Genomic DNA, 15,199 nt, shown 5'->3' on the forward strand with positions numbered 1-15,199 from the left:
CGCGCGATGCCGTCGTCACCAGCCCATGGACCCCGGCACACCCTTGAAAGGTCCGACGATGCGTGAGGTGATCCAGCCGCCGTAGAAGCCGCCGGGCTGCGGCACGACGGTCTCGCCGTCGACGGTGCACCGGTCCATGGCTCCCGCGTACACCGCGACCCGACCGTGGAGCGATTCATAGCCGGGAGAAGGCGACGGATAGTTCCAGGCCGCCCGCTCGGCCGAGGCATCCCCGCCCCGCACGTCGAGATAGCGCGCGGCACCTTTGAATTCGCAGAAGGACGACCCGGATGCCGCGACCAACGCGTCGTCCGCGAACGCCGAGATCGGCACGTAGTACACGGGCGGATGGCTGGTCTCGAGCACCCGCACCACGTCGTCCGTCTCGAGGATGCGCACTCCGCCGAGATCGATCGTCACGAGCTCGGACATGCGCTCGACCCGTGGTGGCCGAGGGTAGGACCACACCGATTCCTGGCCGGGGTGAACGGGAAGCGGATCGGGGCGACGCATGATGTCAGGCTACGTCGATCCGAGGGGCAGGGGCCGGGTGCGCTTCGTGGATGGTCCCGTCCGTCCCCCGGCGCTCGTCGAGGTCGGCGATGATCTGGGCGACGGCCGCCCTCCCCGCGCGATTCGCGCCCACGGTGGATGCGGACGGCCCGTAGCCGACGAGGAACAAGCGGGGCTCGTCCGTCGCCCGCGAGGCGTCGGCGCGGATGCCTCCCCCGGGTGTGCGCAGGTGGAGGGGTGCGAGGTGATCCAGGGCGGCACGGAAGCCCGTCGCCCACAGGATGGCGTCCGCCGCCAGGAACGAGCCGTCTGGCATCCGCACGCCGTTCTCCTCGATGGAGGAGAACATGGGGTGCCGCACCAGCACGCCGCGAGCCTGCGCAGCGCGGGCCCACGGCGTCCAGTGCATGCCGGTCACGGAGATGACGCTGCCCGGGGGCAACCCCCGCCGCACGCGATCCTCCACGCCGGCGATCGCCGCGACCCGCGCGGGCACATCGAAGTCGTCGTCGATCCACTGCAGCGGGCGCCGCGTCATCCACACGGTGTCCGCGACGTGGGAGATCTCATCGAGGAGCTGCACGCCGGAGACACCCGCACCGACCACGATCACGCGCTGCCCACGGAACTCCTCCGCGGAGGAGTAGTCGGCGACGTGCAGCTGACGCCCCCGGAACCGCGACCGGCCGGGGTAGGACGGCCAGAACGGCTTCGTCCACGTACCGGTGGCATTGATGACGTACCTCGCCGCCCACGTGCCGTGATCGGTCTCGACGAGGAGACGTCCGCGGGGGTCTGCGTCCGCGCGGCGGACGGCACGCACCTGCACCGGGCGCTGCACACGCAGGTCGAACCGTTGCTCGTAGTCGGCGAAATACGGTGGCAGCGTGTCCCGGCTCGCGGCCCGTGGATCGGCCGGCGGAACCGTCGCGCCGGGTAGCTCGTGGATGCCGTTGACGGTTCCCATGCGCAGGGACGGCCACCGATGCTGCCACGCTCCACCGGCGGCCGGGTTCGCATCGAGCACCACGAACGTGCGCCGCAGCGCGTCGGAGGTGGCGTCCCACGGCTCGAATCCCCGCCGTTGCAGGTGATAGCCCGCCGAGAGACCTGCCTGACCCGCGCCGATCACCACCACGTCGACGTGCCGCGGGTCAGACTCATTCACGAGAGGACAAACGGATGCCTCGCGTGGGCTATTCCGCGGACGACGGGCGCTCGCGGCCACCCCGGCGCACCGCCGCCGCGATCTGGCCGATCTCGGCGGGACCCACTCGGCAGCATCCGCCGACCAGTCGGGCACCCGCGTCGACCCACTCCGCGACCCTGTCGTGAACGGTCACGGGATCTCCCGACCAGGTCCGTCCTCCGGCATGCCACTGCTCGCCGTTGTTCGGGTAGGCGACCCCCGGCAGAGCACAGAGCGCAGCCTCGCCGAGAACGCCGGTGACCTCGCCGGCGTCGCAGCAATTGACGCCGAAGGCGATCACCTCGGGCGCCGAGGAGGCGATGGCCGCCGCATCCGCCAGCGATTCCCCCGTGCGCAGTGCGCCACCCGCGACCGTGACGCTGACCCACGCGGGCACGCCGATACCGTCGAGTTCACGGACGACCGCCTCGACCTCCGCGAGCGACGGCAGCGTCTCGACGGCGAGGACGTCGGCGCCCGACTCCGCGAGAGCGCGCAGTCGTGGGCGATGCCATGCGCGCAGCTGAGCGACGCCGATGCCGTAGTCCCCCGTGTATTCGCTTCCATCGGCGAGCATGGCGCCGTACGGGCCGACGGATGCCGCGACCCAGCCCACCTCTTCATCCGAGGCCACGACTGCCGACGGGTCGGCGAGACCGGCCTCCTCCCGCGCTTCGCGCGCGACGTGAACGCTGCGGGCGAGGAGGGCATCGACAGCCGAGGTGTCGAACCCCGCCGCAGCGAGTCTCTCGTAGCTGACCTGGTACGACGCGCTGATCGCGACCCGCGCGCCCGCCTCATAGAACTCGCGATGAGCGGCACGGACGGCCCCGGGCGAGTCGGCGAGAAGCCGCGCAGACCACAGGTCGGACGTGAGATCGTGCCCGTGCGCCTCCAGAAGGGTGCCCAGACCCCCGTCGAGGACGATGGGTGCGGCGGCGAGTGACGCGGCGAGGCTCGGCATCCGGGAATTCTATGGTGCTCCCTCACGAGGGCGCGGAGAGAAGTCCGTACGCGTCGGCCAACATGAAATCTCCGCCCCGGCGGGGTACAGGGCCTGCTTGACTGGACGCATGACCGAGGAAGCGATGTTCCCCCTCGGCAGCGTGCTGTTCCCGCACATGCCGGTGGCGCTGCGCGTGTTCGAAGACCGCTACCTCGTCATGCTCGCGCGCGTCCTCAACAGCGGCGATCCCGAGTTCGGAGTGGTGCTGATCGAGCGCGGTCACGAGGCGGCCGGCGGCGGCGACCGGCGCTTCGACATCGGGACGATGGCCCGTATCACGGAGGTCACCCCGCGTGACGACGATGTGGCGCTCGTCGCCCAGGGCGGGCGGCGCGTCGAGGTCGTCCGCTGGCTCGAAGAAGACCCGCACCCCGTCGCCGAGGTCCGCGACATCCCCGACCTCGTCTGGGACGACGACCTCACCGACCTTCGCGTCGATGCCGAGCGCACCGTCCGCCGGGTGCTGGCGCGGGTGATCGAGTTCGGCACCGTGGCGTGGGATCCCGATGTGGAGCTCTCGGACGACCCCGTGGAAGCGTGCTGGCAACTCGCCGCGATCGCCCCGCTCTCGGAGATCGACCAACTCGCGCTTCTGCGGTCTCCGACCACGCGCGATCTGCTCACCACCGTGATCGCCCTCACGCTGGCCGCCGAACCGGCGCTGACGGCGCCCACGGAGGACGCCGCTTTCGATGAGGCGCTCGCGCTCCTGCTGGCGACGGACTCCTCCGCACCGGACGGCGAGCCGGACGCCCGCGCGAGCGGTCCTCGGAACGAGGCGACCGATGCGGGCGACGCGGACGCCGCCCGCGAGGATGCCGAAGACCCCGGCGACGCCGGCGAACCGGACACGGGCAAGCCCTGACACGACGGCGCCACGCCCCCTCATCGCACCGCACCGTCCAGATACCACCAGCGCCCGCTCTGTCGGACGAATCGGCTGCGCTCGTGCAGTGACGTCTCAGGGCGACCCGGATCCCGGTACCACGCCCGGAATTCGACGGTGCCCCGTCGGTCGTCGCGACCTCCACCCTCGACGTCGAGGATCTCGAGCCGGATCCACCGGGTCGCCGCGTCCAGGTCGATCGTGTCGGGTCGCGTGCCCGGATGCCATGACTCGCGCAGGTGGGGAGCGTCGCCCAGGGCGAACGCCGTGTATCGCGACCGCATCAGGGCTTCGGGCCGTGGTGCCGGCGCACCGTCGAGCAGCGGCCCGCAGCATCCGTCGAAGCGTTCGCCGCTGCCGCACGGGCAGGGGGCGTCGGAGGCGATCCCACGGCGGCCCGAGGCGGCGGGGGAACGAGGGGTCACGGACTCACCCTCGCACGGGCGGAGGGGGCCGGAACGCCCGTCGGAGTCCAGCGCCCGGGCACGCCGTACCGTGGACCCATGGATATGACCGCAGCGATCAGGTCTTCGCGCCGCGTACCGCTGCTGCAGATCACGAAGTCCGCCGTCGCCGCCGTCGCCGCCTGGCTCGTCGCGGGGTGGCTCATCCCCGGCCCGTTGCCGGTCTTCGCTGCGATCGCCGCTCTGCTGGTGGTGCAGCCGAGTCTCAACCAGTCGCTCAGCAAGGCGATCGAACGCAGTGTCGGCGTGATCGCGGGAGTGAGTATCGCGTCGCTGCTCGGCATGGCCTTCGGCGGTGCCGAATGGGTCATCCTGGTGGCGATCGTGATCGCCCTGGTGATCGCGTGGGCGCTGCGCATGACGGCGCCCACGACCAATCAGGTGGCGATCAGCGCGATGCTCGTGCTCGCGCTGGGGGCGGCCACGCCCAACTACGCGCTCGACCGCATCCTCGAGACCATGATCGGCGCCGCGATCGGCATCATCGTCAACCTCGCGCTCGTGCCGCCCGTGGCCCTGGCTCCCGCCCGCACCGCCGTCGACGACCTGGCCGAGGAGCTGGCGGCATCGCTCGAGCGACTCGCCCACGCGCTGGAGCGCCCGCAGACCCCTGCCGAACTCGAAGAGCTGCTGCGGCAGGCGCGCCTGATGAGGCCGATGCGCGATGCCGCTGAGACGGCGATCGTCACCGGCGAGGATTCTCTCGCGCTCAATCCCCGCGGCCGCGGCCATCGCGCCGAGTTCTCCGAACTGAGCACACAGCTCGAGCGCTTCGGGCCGATCGTCACCCAGGTGATCGGCATGACGCGGGCCATGCGCGACCACGGCGATCCCGGGCTCACCGGCGAGCCGGCGCTGCGTGCGATCGCCGAGCAGCTGCGTCGGGCAGCACACGATGTGCGCCTGTCCGCGGGGCTGGATGCTGCGACGCCTCCGTCGTTCCGCGAAGCCCCCGCGCTGACGGCCCCGCTCACGATCAGCGCCCCCTCCCCCTCGCATTGGGTGCTCATCGGCTCCATGCTCGAAGACCTCCACCGTATCCATGAGGCACTCCGCGGGGAGAACGCGTCATGACCCGATCCTTCTCGCTCTGGCGGACCCCTGCCTTCTGGTGGCGCATCCTCATCCTCGTGAGCTGCGGCGTCGGCCTGGTCACCGCCGACCACCGCGTCATCTTCTTCACGACGCAGAGCAACATCATCGTCTTCGCCTATTTCAGCGGCGCTCTCTACGGGATGGGCAGACGCCGGACGTCGGATGCCCCGGCCCCACGTCTGCGCGGAGGTGTGACCCTGTGGATCACCGTGACGGGACTCGTCGCGCACTTCCTGCTGAGCGGCGGTGCGAATCCCCTCCCCGGCCTCTTCGTGCCCGACCCCGCCGAGGCACTGACCAATCAGTCGCTCTTCCTTCTGCACTACGTCACGCCTGTACTCGTCCTCGTCGACTGGGTCGCGTTCGGGCCGCACCGCAAGGTCCGCTGGCGCGACACCGCGCTGTGGGTGCTCTACCCGGTCGGCTACGGCGTCGTCGTCCTCGTCCGTGCTGCGGCCGCGCCCACGATCGCCGACCGCTTCCCCTACCCGTTCGTCGACTTCACGTCCATGGCGCCGGGCGACCTCGTCATCGGCCTGCTCCGCGTGATCGCGATCGTCGTCGTGCTCGCCTTCGCGATCGTCGGGCTGGATCGCGTCGGCGGCGCACTACGCAGAAGGCGCCGTTGAACCCGACCCCGGCCGGCACCCACGCTGCTCGGAGAGCGTCGAGGTGACACGGATCGCGCCCGACGCGTGTGCAGGAGATCCATAGCGTGTAGGCTCAGTGGTGATCACAGTTCGCAGGATGCTCGCCATCGTGTCGCTGACGTGTCGGAACATCGGCCGTTGATCACCCGCGACGGTTCACACCGCCTGAGAAGACACTCCCGACGCCCTCGGCGCGGAGCGAAAGAAGACTGAATCCCCATCTCTCCCACGCCGCATACGGCGTCTGTGGCGCATCTGATCGCCGCATCCTGCGCCGGCCGTTTCGAACGGCCGATGCGCTTCCTTCCCCGGCCTTAGGCCTCCTCCACTGTCCACACCTTGCACGGCGTGGTCGATTGGCACCGCACAAGCCGTGCCGAACACCGAAAGAAAGAAGAAATCATGGCAACTGGAACCGTGAAGTGGTTCAACTCCGAAAAGGGCTACGGCTTCATCGCCCCGGCCGACGGCACCCCCGACGTGTTCGCGCACTACAGCGCGATCGTCTCGACGGGCGGCTTCCGCAACCTCGAGGAGAACCAGCAGGTCGAGTTCGACGTCGCGCAGGGCCCCAAGGGCCTGCAGGCGGAGAACATCCGCCCGCTCTGAGCGCCTCACAGCTTCGAACGACGAAAGGCCGTCCTGCTTTGCAGGGCGGCCTTTCCGCATGTCCGGGAGTCGCGACGAGCGACACGGCTCCGCAAACGCGAAAGGGCCGCCCCGCGATGAGCGGGGCGGCCCTTTCGACCGGTGAGGCGGGTGCTACGCCTTGCGGAAGCGCTCCACGATGTAGCAGTCGAACGGGTCGCGCGCGGCGAGACCGACGCGGTTTAGGTACTGGATGACGATCCAGTACGACTGGATGAGTGTCGTCTCGGTGTAGGGCACGTCGAGGCTCTCGCAGTGTTCGCGGACGAGCTCGCGCGCTTTCGCGAGATGGGGCCGGGGCATGTTCGGGAAGAGGTGGTGCTCGATCTGGTAGTTCAGACCGCCCATCAAGATGGTCGCCCACCAGCCGCCGGAGATGTTGCGTGACGTGCGCACCTGCTTGGTGAAGAAGTCGAGCTTCGCGCCGGCGTCGATGATCGGCATGCCCTTGTGGTTGGGGGCGAAGGACGCTCCCATGTACACACCGAACACGGCCAGCATGACGCCGATGAAGGCGAACGCCATCCCGAGGGGGAGGAAGACGAAGATCGGGGTGAGCACGATCACGAAGCGCGCGGTGACCAGGGCCAGCTCCGCCCAGCGATCCTTGACGGGCCCGCGGCTCAGGAGGTGCTTGAAGCCGAGGTAGTGCAGGTTCAGGCCCTCGAGCGTGAGGAGGGGGAAGAAGAGCCATCCCTGACGGCGCGTGATGAAGCCGAGCGCACCCGATGCCTTCGCCGCGTCCTCCTCGGTGAACGAGACCGTGTCGACTTCGATGTCGGGGTCCTTGCCCACGCGGTTCGGGTTCGCGTGGTGACGCGTGTGCTTCGAGTTCCACCAGCCGAGGCTGATGCCGACGACACCGACGGCGAGGATGCGTGCCAGACGATCGTTGGCCGGACCCGAGGCGAGGATCTGCTTGTGCGCAGCCTCATGGGAGAGGAACGCCACCTGCGTGAACAGGATGCCGAAAGCGGCGGCGATCAGCAGTTGGAACCAGCTGTCCCCCAGCAGGACGAAACCGGTGATCGCGCCGGCGAAGAGCAGAGCGAGCACACCGCCGACCATGGCGTAGAAGCCCTGGCGACGCCCGAGCAGGCCCGTCTCGCGAACGACCTGCGAAACCTGCGTGTAGGCGTGGGTCAGGTGCGGAAACGAGTCGTTTCCCGCATACGTCTGACGGATGGGTCCGAGGCGCGATTCGGGTGCGGAGACAGTAGCGATGGCAACACCTTCTCAGTTGGCAAACTCGCGGGACGGGACGCGGTCCGTGAATAAAAGCCAACGGCGGGAGCCGATCGCTGATTTCAGTCTAGGCATACGTACATGCCGCTGGCGGGATGCGAGGCGTATGTCCAGGGTGTTCACACGGTCAGGTCAGAAGTGGGCTGAGGAGGTCCGCCGCCGGGCGCAGCAGGCGCACGACGGCCTGCGGATGCTCGACGCGATGCTGCGGTCCCGAGAAGCCCACCGCTCCGGCGACGGACCCCTGCGCGTCGCGGATCGGCACGGCGAGGCATCCGAATCCGGGGAGGACTTCGCCCATCTGACGGGTCGCGCCGTGACGGCGCAGATCGTCGGCGGCAGCGGCGAGCATGTGCGCGCGCGGTTCGGTCGTCGCCCGCCGGGCCGTCCCGGGATCGTCGCTGACGAGCATGAGACGACCGAGCGCGAACCGCTCCGGTTCTCTCGCCAGACGGACCCCGTCGCTCAGGGGGAAGTCGGGGTCGGCGTCGACGACCGACAGTCGACCGCCCGAGAAGACGACGACGTGGACGCCCCCGCGCACCTGTGACCGGGTCTGCGCGAGCACGTCACGTGCGGCGGTGGGCAGGCGCACGGGCGCCGCCACCACGGCGAGCTGCACGACCTTCGCGCCGAGGGCGAACCCTGCGAGATCCGGGGTGCGCACGAGGAACTCGTCCTGCACGAGCAGGTTCAGCAGGCGATACGTCGTCGCTCGCGGCAGCCCGAGGGTGGCGGAGATCTCCCTCGCCGTGACGCCCGCGCCGAGGGCGGCCACGGCCTCGAGGACCGTGAGTGCGCTGTGGATCGCGCGCGGCTGTCGGGCCGTCAGTGTGGGGGCCGGTGGAGGGTCGGCCGCTGCCTCAGCCATCGGAACCCCGCCGGGCCACTCCGCCGAGGACTTCCGATGCGAGCGGCTCGTCGTAGCCGCCGAGATCCAGAGGTTCGGACGAGGACCGCCGCATGCGCCACGCGATCGCGATGCCCGCGATCGCCGCCAGCGCCGCCGCGATCCACACGCCGGGGTTGCCGCGCTGGCCCTCGACGATCAGATAGACGCCGAGCGCGGCCACCAATGCCGTCGCGGCGATGCCCGCCACCAGGACGGTACCGAGCGTGAGCTCGCCGATCCTGCGGAGGAACACCGGTGCGGCGACGCAGACGAGGGTGTAGGCGACGATGTAGCCGACCGCGGCGATGACGAGGACGGCCTGCATCGCGTCCCACAGCTCCACCCCGGCGGCGATCAGGACGATCGGCACGGCGACGATGACCGGCACGGCCACCCGGACGGCACCGATGGGGGTGCGGAAGCGCGAGTGCGCTCGGCCGAGCCGGGAAGGCACGACCCCGTCACGGCTCATCGCGAACAGCACCCGGGTCAGAGCGGTGGTCGACGCGACGGCACAGGCGAGGAAAGATGCCGCGATGCCGATGTCGACCGTCATCCCCCACTGATCGAGGCCGTACGCGGACGCGAGCTCGTTGACGGGTGCCGCGGAGTCCGCGAGCTCACGACCGAGCACGCGGAAGCCGGCCACCTGCGCATACGCCGCCAGGACGAAGAGCCCACCGGCGACGAGGACGGTCCACACGATCGACCGGGGGATGTTCCGCAGCGGCGAGCGCGCCTCGACCCCCAGCGTGGCCGAGCTCTCGAACCCGACGAAAGCCGTGAGCGCCAGCACCACACCGGCCGCCGAACCCGCCACGGAGAAGCCGCCCGCCGGCACGATCGCCGCAGGATCGAGGGGTCCGATCCGGACCAGCAGCACGGTCAGCAGTCCCACGATGATCGCCACCGAGATCAGCTCGACGATCAGGGCGACGCGTGTCGAGAACCGGATGCCGCGCACGAGGACGACGGCGAGGATCACCGCCTCGATCACGAGGATGCCGACGACGGCGACGGGAGAAGCCGCTCCGGGCCAGAGCCGCTGCAGCAGGAGGGAGCTGTAGTGCGCGCCGCCGAGGAGGGCGAACATCGAGATGAAGCCGTACCCCGCCAGGTTCGCGACACCTGCCGCGAGAGCGGCTGCGCGGCCGAGTCCCTTCGCGGCATACGTGTAGAGGCTCCCGGAGGTCACCATCCGGCGGGCGAAGACGTTGAGTGTTCGGGCGACCATGAGCGCGATGACGGTCGCGATCACGACGGCGATGACGGTGCCCCCCGATGAGACGCCGGCGACCAGCACGATCATGGTCGTCGCGGCCGCCGACGGCGCCACGGCGGCGACGGACTGCGCCAGCACGTCCGCGAATCCGACGCTCCGACGGTCGAGTCCGTCCAGCGGCGACCGCGCGCCGAAGTCGTGGACGGGGTCGGGCGTCGCGATCGCCCGCTCGAGTGCGGTCATGGTCGCCTCCGGATTCCCCCGTGACGCTACCCCGGTGCCGTTGCGCCGTCGCGAAGACCATGTTTCGCGCTCGTGTCCGTCGAATGAGACACCCGCCGGGCGGCTTCTCAGACGGCGCACCCGAGGTTTCACACCGACGAGACCGCAAGGCAATCCCACACCGCGATGCTCGGAGAATCCATCTCCCCCGTGCTGTCTCTGCGAAGGACCGACATGACGAAGCTCGAATCACCCGGAGTCGTGACATCCGACCGGCGCGCACTGCGCGGCTCGCTCGGAGTCACCGCCATCGTGTTCATGGTGGTGGCGGCCGCCTCACCCCTCACCGTCATCGGAGGTGCCGCTCCGTTGGGCATCCTGCTCGGCAACGGCGTCGGCTTCCCGGCGCTCTACGCCATCAGCGCGGTGATCCTGCTGCTGTTCGCTGTCGGCCTGGCGGTCATGACGCGGCACGTGCCCAAGCCGGGCGCCTTCTTCACCTACGTCGGCTACGGTCTCGGGCGCCCCTCGGGTCTGGCGGCCGCCTGGGTCGCGATGCTGACGTACACGACCATCCAGGTGTCGGTCTACGGCTACATCGGGTACATCCTCAGCGTCACGGTCGCCTCGATCGGAGGCCCGACGATCGCGTGGTGGCTGTACTCCCTCGCCATGATCGCGCTCGTCGGCATCCTGGGCTACCGCCACATCGACCTGTCGAGCAAGGTCCTCGGTGTGCTGCTCATCGCCGAGGTCGGCATCGTGCTGCTCATGGTCGCCGCAGTGATGTTCAGCGGCGGTGCGCAGGGTCTGAGCCTCGAGCCGTTCGAACCCGCCCAGATCGTCAGCGGCTCCCCCGGCGTCGGCCTGATGTTCGCCATCGCGGCCTTCATCGGCTTCGAGGCGACCGCGATCTTCCGCGACGAGGCGCGCGACCCGAACCGTACGATCCCCCGGGCCACCTACGCGGCCGTGATCGGCATCGGCATCTTCTACACGCTGGCGTCCTGGGCCATGGTCATGGCCTGGGGACCCGACAACATCCTCGACGAGGCGGCCGCCGACCCCGGCACGCTCATCCTCCGCACCGTCTCGCGCTACCTGGGTGTCGCCGGGGAGATCACGGTCAACGTGCTCCTCATCACGTCGATGTTCGCGTGCGTCCTGTCGTTCCACAACGTCATCACCCGCTACCAGCACTCCATGTCGAACGCCGGCGTCCTGCCGGACAAGGTGGCCGCCGTGCACCACGCGCACCTCTCGCCGCACGTCTCCTCGCTGGTGCAGACGGTCACCTCGGTCGTGCTGATCGCGGTCTTCGCGCTCTTCCAGCTCGACCCGGTGCTGCAGGTGTTCACCTGGTTCGCGGGTGTGGCCACACTGGCGATCGCCATCCTCATGGCCGTAACCTCCGTCGCCGTGATCGTGTACTTCCTGCGCACCAAGAAGGACCGCCGCGTCTGGAACACGATCGTCGCGCCCGCACTGGGCTTCATCGGACTGATCGTGTCGGCGGTGCTGATCATCGCGTACTTCCCGATCATGGTCGGTGACGTCGACGGCCAGGGCAGCCCCGTGTTCGGTGCGGTGAGCTGGTTCCTCCTGGCCCTGGTCGTCGTCTTCCCCCTCCTCGGCTATGCCCAGGCCGCGTGGATCAAGCACCGCAGGCCCGCCGCCTACGCCAAGCTCATCGACACCATCGGCGGCTGATGGATGCCGCGCACGCGTCGGTCCGCGTGATCCCGGCCGCAGCATCCTCCCCTCTCACTTCCCACCCCACCCGCAAGGAGAACCCATGAGCATCACCGACCTTCAGACCACCGACATCTACGACGCGCCGCCCGCCCCCGAGCACCCGCTCTCGTCGCTGACGGCCGTCGAGATCGAGGCCGTCCGCGGCGTCGTGCTGAGCCTGCCCGAGGCCACCGACACGATCCGGTTCGCGTATGTGGGCCTGGAGGAACCGGTGAAGGGCGATGTGCTGGCGTGGCAGGAGGGCACCGGCGCGCTGCCGGAACGGCGCGCGCGTGTGCAGCTCCTCGACATGGCGACGGGCTACTCCGTCGACCTCGTCATCTCGATCGACAGCGGTGCGGTGCTGTCGTCGGCGGTCCTGGACGGCTCGGACGGACAGCTCCCCATCCTCGACGCGGAGTTCGAGGAGGTCGGGCTGATCGCGAACGCCGACGAGGGATGGGTCGCCGCACTGGCCTCACGAGGGCTGACGGTCGATGACGTCGTGCTCGTGCCTCTGTCGGCAGGCAGCTACGGCTACGAGGAAGAGAAAGGCCGCCGCATCCTGCGCACCTTCGCGTTCCGGCAGGATCACCCCGCCGACCATCCGTGGGCGCACCCCGTCGACGGACTCACCGCCTACATCGACACGGCGGCGCGGCGTGTCATCGAGATCGTCGACACTCCGGGATTCGCGGTGCCCGAGACGAGCGGCAACTTCGACGACCCCGCGCTGCAGGGCGCGCCGCTCGAGGGCCTCACCCCGATCGTGATCACTCAGCCCGAGGGTGCGAGCTTCCACGTCGACGGCGAGCGTGTGCAGTGGGGTCAGTGGGACCTGCGCATCGGTTTCGACACACGCGAGGGCCTCATCCTGCGCCAGCTGTCCTTCGCCGACCGGCCGGTGATGTACCGCGGCTCGATCAACGAGATGCTCGTGCCGTACGCCGACCCGTCGCCGAACCGGTTCTGGCAGAACTACTTCGACACCGGTGAGTACCTCTTCGGGCGCTACACCAACGAGCTCTCGCTCGGCTGCGACTGCGTGGGCGAGATCCGCTACTTCGACGCGACGCTCGCCGACGAACTGGGGATGCCACGCACGGTGCGCAACGGCGTGTGCATGCACGAGGAGGACTTCGGCACACTTTGGAAGCACACCGATCTGTTCACCGGCTCCGCAGAGGTGCGGCGATCACGGCGTCTGGTCATCTCGTTCTTCACGACCGTCGGCAACTACGACTACGGCTTCTACTGGTACCTCTACCTCGACGGCACGATCGAGTGCGAGGCGAAGCTGACCGGCATCCTCTTCACCTCCGCCTATCCCGGTCTCGCGGAGGACGGCTCCCCGTACCCGTTCGCCTCGGAAGTCGCGCCCGGATTGGGCGCGCCCTACCACCAGCACCTCTTCTCCGCCCGTCTCGACATGACCGTCGACGGCGTCGCGAACGTCGTGAACGAGATCGACGCCGTCCGCATGCCGATCTCCGAGCTCAACCCGGCCGGCAACGCCTTCACGAAGCGGGTCACGCCGATCGCATCGGAGAAGACGTCCGGGCGCGTGGCCGACGGCTCCCTCAACCGCGTGTGGCAGATCGCGTCGACCGAGAAGACGACCACGATGGGTCAGCCCACGTCATACGTGCTGTACCCGACCGAGACGCCGACGCTGCTGGCCGCCGACGAGTCCTCGATCGCCTCGCGCGCCGGGTTCGCGACCAAGAACCTCTTCGTCACCAAGTACGACCCCGCAGAGCGCTACGCGGCGGGCGACTTCGTCAACCAGCATCCGGGTGGCGCGGGCATCCCGACGTTCATCGAGGGCGACGAGCCTCTCATCGGGGAGGACGTCGTGCTCTGGCACACGTTCGGGCTCACGCACTTCCCCCGCAATGAGGACTGGCCCGTCATGCCGATGGACTACGCCAAGTTCACGCTGAAGCCCTACAACTTCTTCGAGCGCAACCCTACGCTCAACGTGCCGGCGCCGGCGATGTCGGATCACTGCTCGGCGGGCACGAGCGGCGCCCACGCGGAGCACGCAGGCCACGGACACCACGCGGACGTGCCCGCCGACCCGAGCGCGACCGGTCACCCATCGCACACGGACGGGCACGACCACGGTGCGTCCGCACCTCACCACTGATCCGTGACGGAGATCCTGCACGCGTGGGCACTCGCCCCCGCCGCGATCGGCGCGTGCTGCGTGGCCGCCGATCGACGGCGGGCGCGGGCGCTCGAACTCGCGGCCGCCGCTCTGATGATGCTCGCCATGCTCGATGCGGTGAGCCCCGCGCCGGTGCTGCCGGTCGTCGTCTGGGCCGCGGCGCTCATTATCTGCGCGATGGTGCTGGCGGCAGCGCGGGGGGCACGCCGGGCCGTTCCCGTCGAGGGGGCGAGTGCTGCAGGCTCGGGCATGCGGGGGCTGTTGCCCGGCCGGGTGGCGCGCAGCGGTCCGGGCAGCCGGCTGGGCAGCAGCAGGGCGGCGGACGGCAGGGCGATGACGCTGCACACCACCCTCGGCCTCGTGCTGATGGCCGCGCTGCTGCTGGGGATGGGTGCGCACGCCGGCGCGGGGGCGCAGGGACACGGCCATGGTCTCAGCGCCGACGGCTTCTCGGCGATGCTCGTCGTGACCGCCGTCGGGTACGCCGCACTGTCGGGAGCGTGGGCCGGGCGGGCGCACGGATGGCGGGAACGCACCCAGTTCGCCGCGATGGGTGCCTCGGCGCTGCTCATGGCCTGCGCCGCCGTCATCGGCTGACACGCAGCTCAGCGCCCGGGTCGGCGACTCCTCCCCGGGACGCCGGCTGTGGACAACGATGGCCGCGCGCGAGCACGCCCGGCTACGGTGGTGGCGTGATCCGCCGCATCGCCGCCGCCGTCGCGACCCTCGTCGTCGCGACCGCCATGCTGAGCGGATGCATCGGACAGCCCGCGCCGGCCGAATCGACTCCGCTCTTCTCCTCGGAGGACGAGGCGTTCGCCGCGGCGGAGCAGACCTACCGCAACTACGTCGACGCACTCAATCAGGTCGACCTCAGCGACCCGTCGACGTTCGAGCCCGTGTACGCGTGGACGACGGGGGACGCGAACGCCAACGCACGGGAGTCCTATACGAGGATGCACGCAGATGGATGGCAGGTGAGCGGTGAATCCTCTCTGGCCCTAGTCGAGCCTCATCCGCGCGAAGCGGGAGATGCTGGAATTTACGATTTGGCCGTTTGCCTGGATGTATCCGACATCACAGGGACCGACGCGGAGGGGAAATCGGTCGTCAGCCCCGATCGGAGAGATGTGCAAAGCATGCTCATCTCTCTCAAAGTCAGCGTCGAGTCCCCGACCAAACTCCTCGTTAGCAATATTGACGGTAGAGAAGGAGCGCCCTCATGCGACCGGGGCTGATACTGGCCAGCGCACTAGCCTGCAT

General features: G+C 69.4%; 15 protein-coding genes. 8 read left to right on the forward strand and 7 right to left on the reverse strand.

Annotation, left to right across the window (positions count from 1 at the left end; genetic code table 11):
• Positions 1-15 precede the first annotated feature (15 nt).
• From ACFXOO_RS14520 to mmuM, 3 genes are read right to left on the reverse strand one after another with little or no spacing between them, the layout of a single operon-like run.
• Positions 16-513 carry a DUF427 domain-containing protein gene (locus ACFXOO_RS14520; protein WP_378840103.1) on the reverse strand — a complete coding sequence of 166 codons (498 nt, stop codon included), beginning with the start codon at positions 511-513 and terminating at the stop codon, positions 16-18.
• A gap of 4 nt (positions 514-517) precedes the next feature.
• Positions 518-1,681 (reverse strand): NAD(P)-binding domain-containing protein, encoded by a 1,164-nt coding sequence (locus ACFXOO_RS14525; protein WP_394563945.1) that lies wholly within the window; start codon positions 1,679-1,681, stop codon positions 518-520.
• Between the two features lie 28 nt (positions 1,682-1,709).
• Positions 1,710-2,666, reverse strand: coding sequence for a homocysteine S-methyltransferase (mmuM, locus tag ACFXOO_RS14530; protein WP_394563946.1), 957 nt, complete (start codon positions 2,664-2,666; stop codon positions 1,710-1,712).
• 109 nt (positions 2,667-2,775) lie between these two features.
• On the opposite strand from mmuM, the gene ACFXOO_RS14535 reads away from it, so the two are divergent.
• Positions 2,776-3,573, forward strand: a complete 798-nt coding sequence (locus tag ACFXOO_RS14535) for an LON peptidase substrate-binding domain-containing protein (RefSeq protein ID WP_378850133.1) — start codon at positions 2,776-2,778, stop codon at positions 3,571-3,573.
• 20 nt (positions 3,574-3,593) lie between these two features.
• Here the strand turns inward: ACFXOO_RS14535 and ACFXOO_RS14540 are convergent, their stop codons facing one another.
• Positions 3,594-4,019, reverse strand: a complete 426-nt coding sequence (locus tag ACFXOO_RS14540) for a YchJ family protein (RefSeq protein ID WP_394563947.1) — start codon at positions 4,017-4,019, stop codon at positions 3,594-3,596.
• A gap of 78 nt (positions 4,020-4,097) precedes the next feature.
• Between ACFXOO_RS14540 and ACFXOO_RS14545 the strand changes: the two genes are divergently transcribed.
• The 3 genes from ACFXOO_RS14545 to ACFXOO_RS14555 all read left to right on the forward strand — a co-directional run bounded on the left by ACFXOO_RS14545 (position 4,098) and on the right by ACFXOO_RS14555 (position 6,412).
• Positions 4,098-5,132: an aromatic acid exporter family protein gene (locus ACFXOO_RS14545; RefSeq protein WP_378840117.1), complete on the forward strand. Its 1,035-nt coding sequence runs from the start codon at positions 4,098-4,100 to the stop codon at positions 5,130-5,132.
• The gene (locus ACFXOO_RS14550) at positions 5,129-5,782 is read left to right on the forward strand and encodes a Pr6Pr family membrane protein (protein WP_394563949.1); all 654 of its coding nucleotides are present in this window, start codon (positions 5,129-5,131) and stop codon (positions 5,780-5,782) included. The genes ACFXOO_RS14545 and ACFXOO_RS14550 overlap by 4 nt, the downstream gene beginning before the upstream one ends.
• A 423-nt stretch (positions 5,783-6,205) precedes the next feature.
• On the forward strand, positions 6,206-6,412 hold the full coding sequence (locus ACFXOO_RS14555; protein WP_378840122.1) for a cold-shock protein: 207 nt from the start codon (positions 6,206-6,208) through the stop codon (positions 6,410-6,412).
• A 153-nt stretch (positions 6,413-6,565) separates the two neighbouring features.
• On the opposite strand, the gene ACFXOO_RS14560 is transcribed toward ACFXOO_RS14555, so the two are convergent.
• From ACFXOO_RS14560 to ACFXOO_RS14570, 3 genes are all read right to left on the reverse strand, one after another.
• Positions 6,566-7,675: a fatty acid desaturase family protein gene (locus ACFXOO_RS14560; RefSeq protein WP_394563987.1), complete on the reverse strand. Its 1,110-nt coding sequence runs from the start codon at positions 7,673-7,675 to the stop codon at positions 6,566-6,568.
• 148 nt (positions 7,676-7,823) lie between these two features.
• Entirely contained in the window at positions 7,824-8,567 is a 744-nt protein-coding gene (locus ACFXOO_RS14565) for an IclR family transcriptional regulator (protein ID WP_394563950.1), read from the reverse strand.
• Complete coding sequence (locus tag ACFXOO_RS14570) at positions 8,560-10,053, reverse strand: APC family permease (RefSeq protein WP_394563951.1); 1,494 nt, start codon at positions 10,051-10,053, stop codon at positions 8,560-8,562. Before ACFXOO_RS14570 ends, ACFXOO_RS14565 begins: the two co-directional genes overlap by 8 nt.
• A gap of 213 nt (positions 10,054-10,266) precedes the next feature.
• On the opposite strand from ACFXOO_RS14570, the gene ACFXOO_RS14575 reads away from it, so the two are divergent.
• The 4 genes from ACFXOO_RS14575 (at position 10,267) to ACFXOO_RS14590 (ending at position 15,174) form a co-directional block, all read left to right on the forward strand.
• Positions 10,267-11,742, forward strand: coding sequence for an APC family permease (locus ACFXOO_RS14575; RefSeq protein WP_394563952.1), 1,476 nt, complete (start codon positions 10,267-10,269; stop codon positions 11,740-11,742).
• Between the two features lie 85 nt (positions 11,743-11,827).
• Positions 11,828-13,915 carry a primary-amine oxidase gene (locus tag ACFXOO_RS14580; RefSeq protein WP_394563953.1) on the forward strand — a complete coding sequence of 696 codons (2,088 nt, stop codon included), beginning with the start codon at positions 11,828-11,830 and terminating at the stop codon, positions 13,913-13,915.
• 3 nt (positions 13,916-13,918) lie between these two features.
• A complete protein-coding gene (locus ACFXOO_RS14585; protein ID WP_394563954.1) occupies positions 13,919-14,533 on the forward strand; it encodes a hypothetical protein in 615 nt (204 codons plus the stop codon).
• Between the two features lie 95 nt (positions 14,534-14,628).
• On the forward strand, positions 14,629-15,174 hold the full coding sequence (locus ACFXOO_RS14590; RefSeq protein WP_394563955.1) for a hypothetical protein: 546 nt from the start codon (positions 14,629-14,631) through the stop codon (positions 15,172-15,174).
• Positions 15,175-15,199 lie beyond the last annotated feature (25 nt).

The organism is Microbacterium sp. P03, from assembly GCF_043556235.1.
Classification (GTDB): domain Bacteria; phylum Actinomycetota; class Actinomycetes; order Actinomycetales; family Microbacteriaceae; genus Microbacterium.

Coding starts and splice junctions, on each gene's coding strand:
- ACFXOO_RS14520 (WP_378840103.1), bottom strand. CDS start 513: ATGCGTCGCCCCGATCCGCTTCCCGTTCACCCCGGCCAGGAATCGGTG.
- mmuM (WP_394563946.1), bottom strand. CDS start 2,666: ATGCCGAGCCTCGCCGCGTCACTCGCCGCCGCACCCATCGTCCTCGAC.
- ACFXOO_RS14535 (WP_378850133.1), top strand. CDS start 2,776: ATGACCGAGGAAGCGATGTTCCCCCTCGGCAGCGTGCTGTTCCCGCAC.
- ACFXOO_RS14545 (WP_378840117.1), top strand. CDS start 4,098: ATGGATATGACCGCAGCGATCAGGTCTTCGCGCCGCGTACCGCTGCTG.
- ACFXOO_RS14550 (WP_394563949.1), top strand. CDS start 5,129: ATGACCCGATCCTTCTCGCTCTGGCGGACCCCTGCCTTCTGGTGGCGC.
- ACFXOO_RS14555 (WP_378840122.1), top strand. CDS start 6,206: ATGGCAACTGGAACCGTGAAGTGGTTCAACTCCGAAAAGGGCTACGGC.
- ACFXOO_RS14565 (WP_394563950.1), bottom strand. CDS start 8,567: ATGGCTGAGGCAGCGGCCGACCCTCCACCGGCCCCCACACTGACGGCC.
- ACFXOO_RS14570 (WP_394563951.1), bottom strand. CDS start 10,053: ATGACCGCACTCGAGCGGGCGATCGCGACGCCCGACCCCGTCCACGAC.
- ACFXOO_RS14575 (WP_394563952.1), top strand. CDS start 10,267: ATGACGAAGCTCGAATCACCCGGAGTCGTGACATCCGACCGGCGCGCA.
- ACFXOO_RS14580 (WP_394563953.1), top strand. CDS start 11,828: ATGAGCATCACCGACCTTCAGACCACCGACATCTACGACGCGCCGCCC.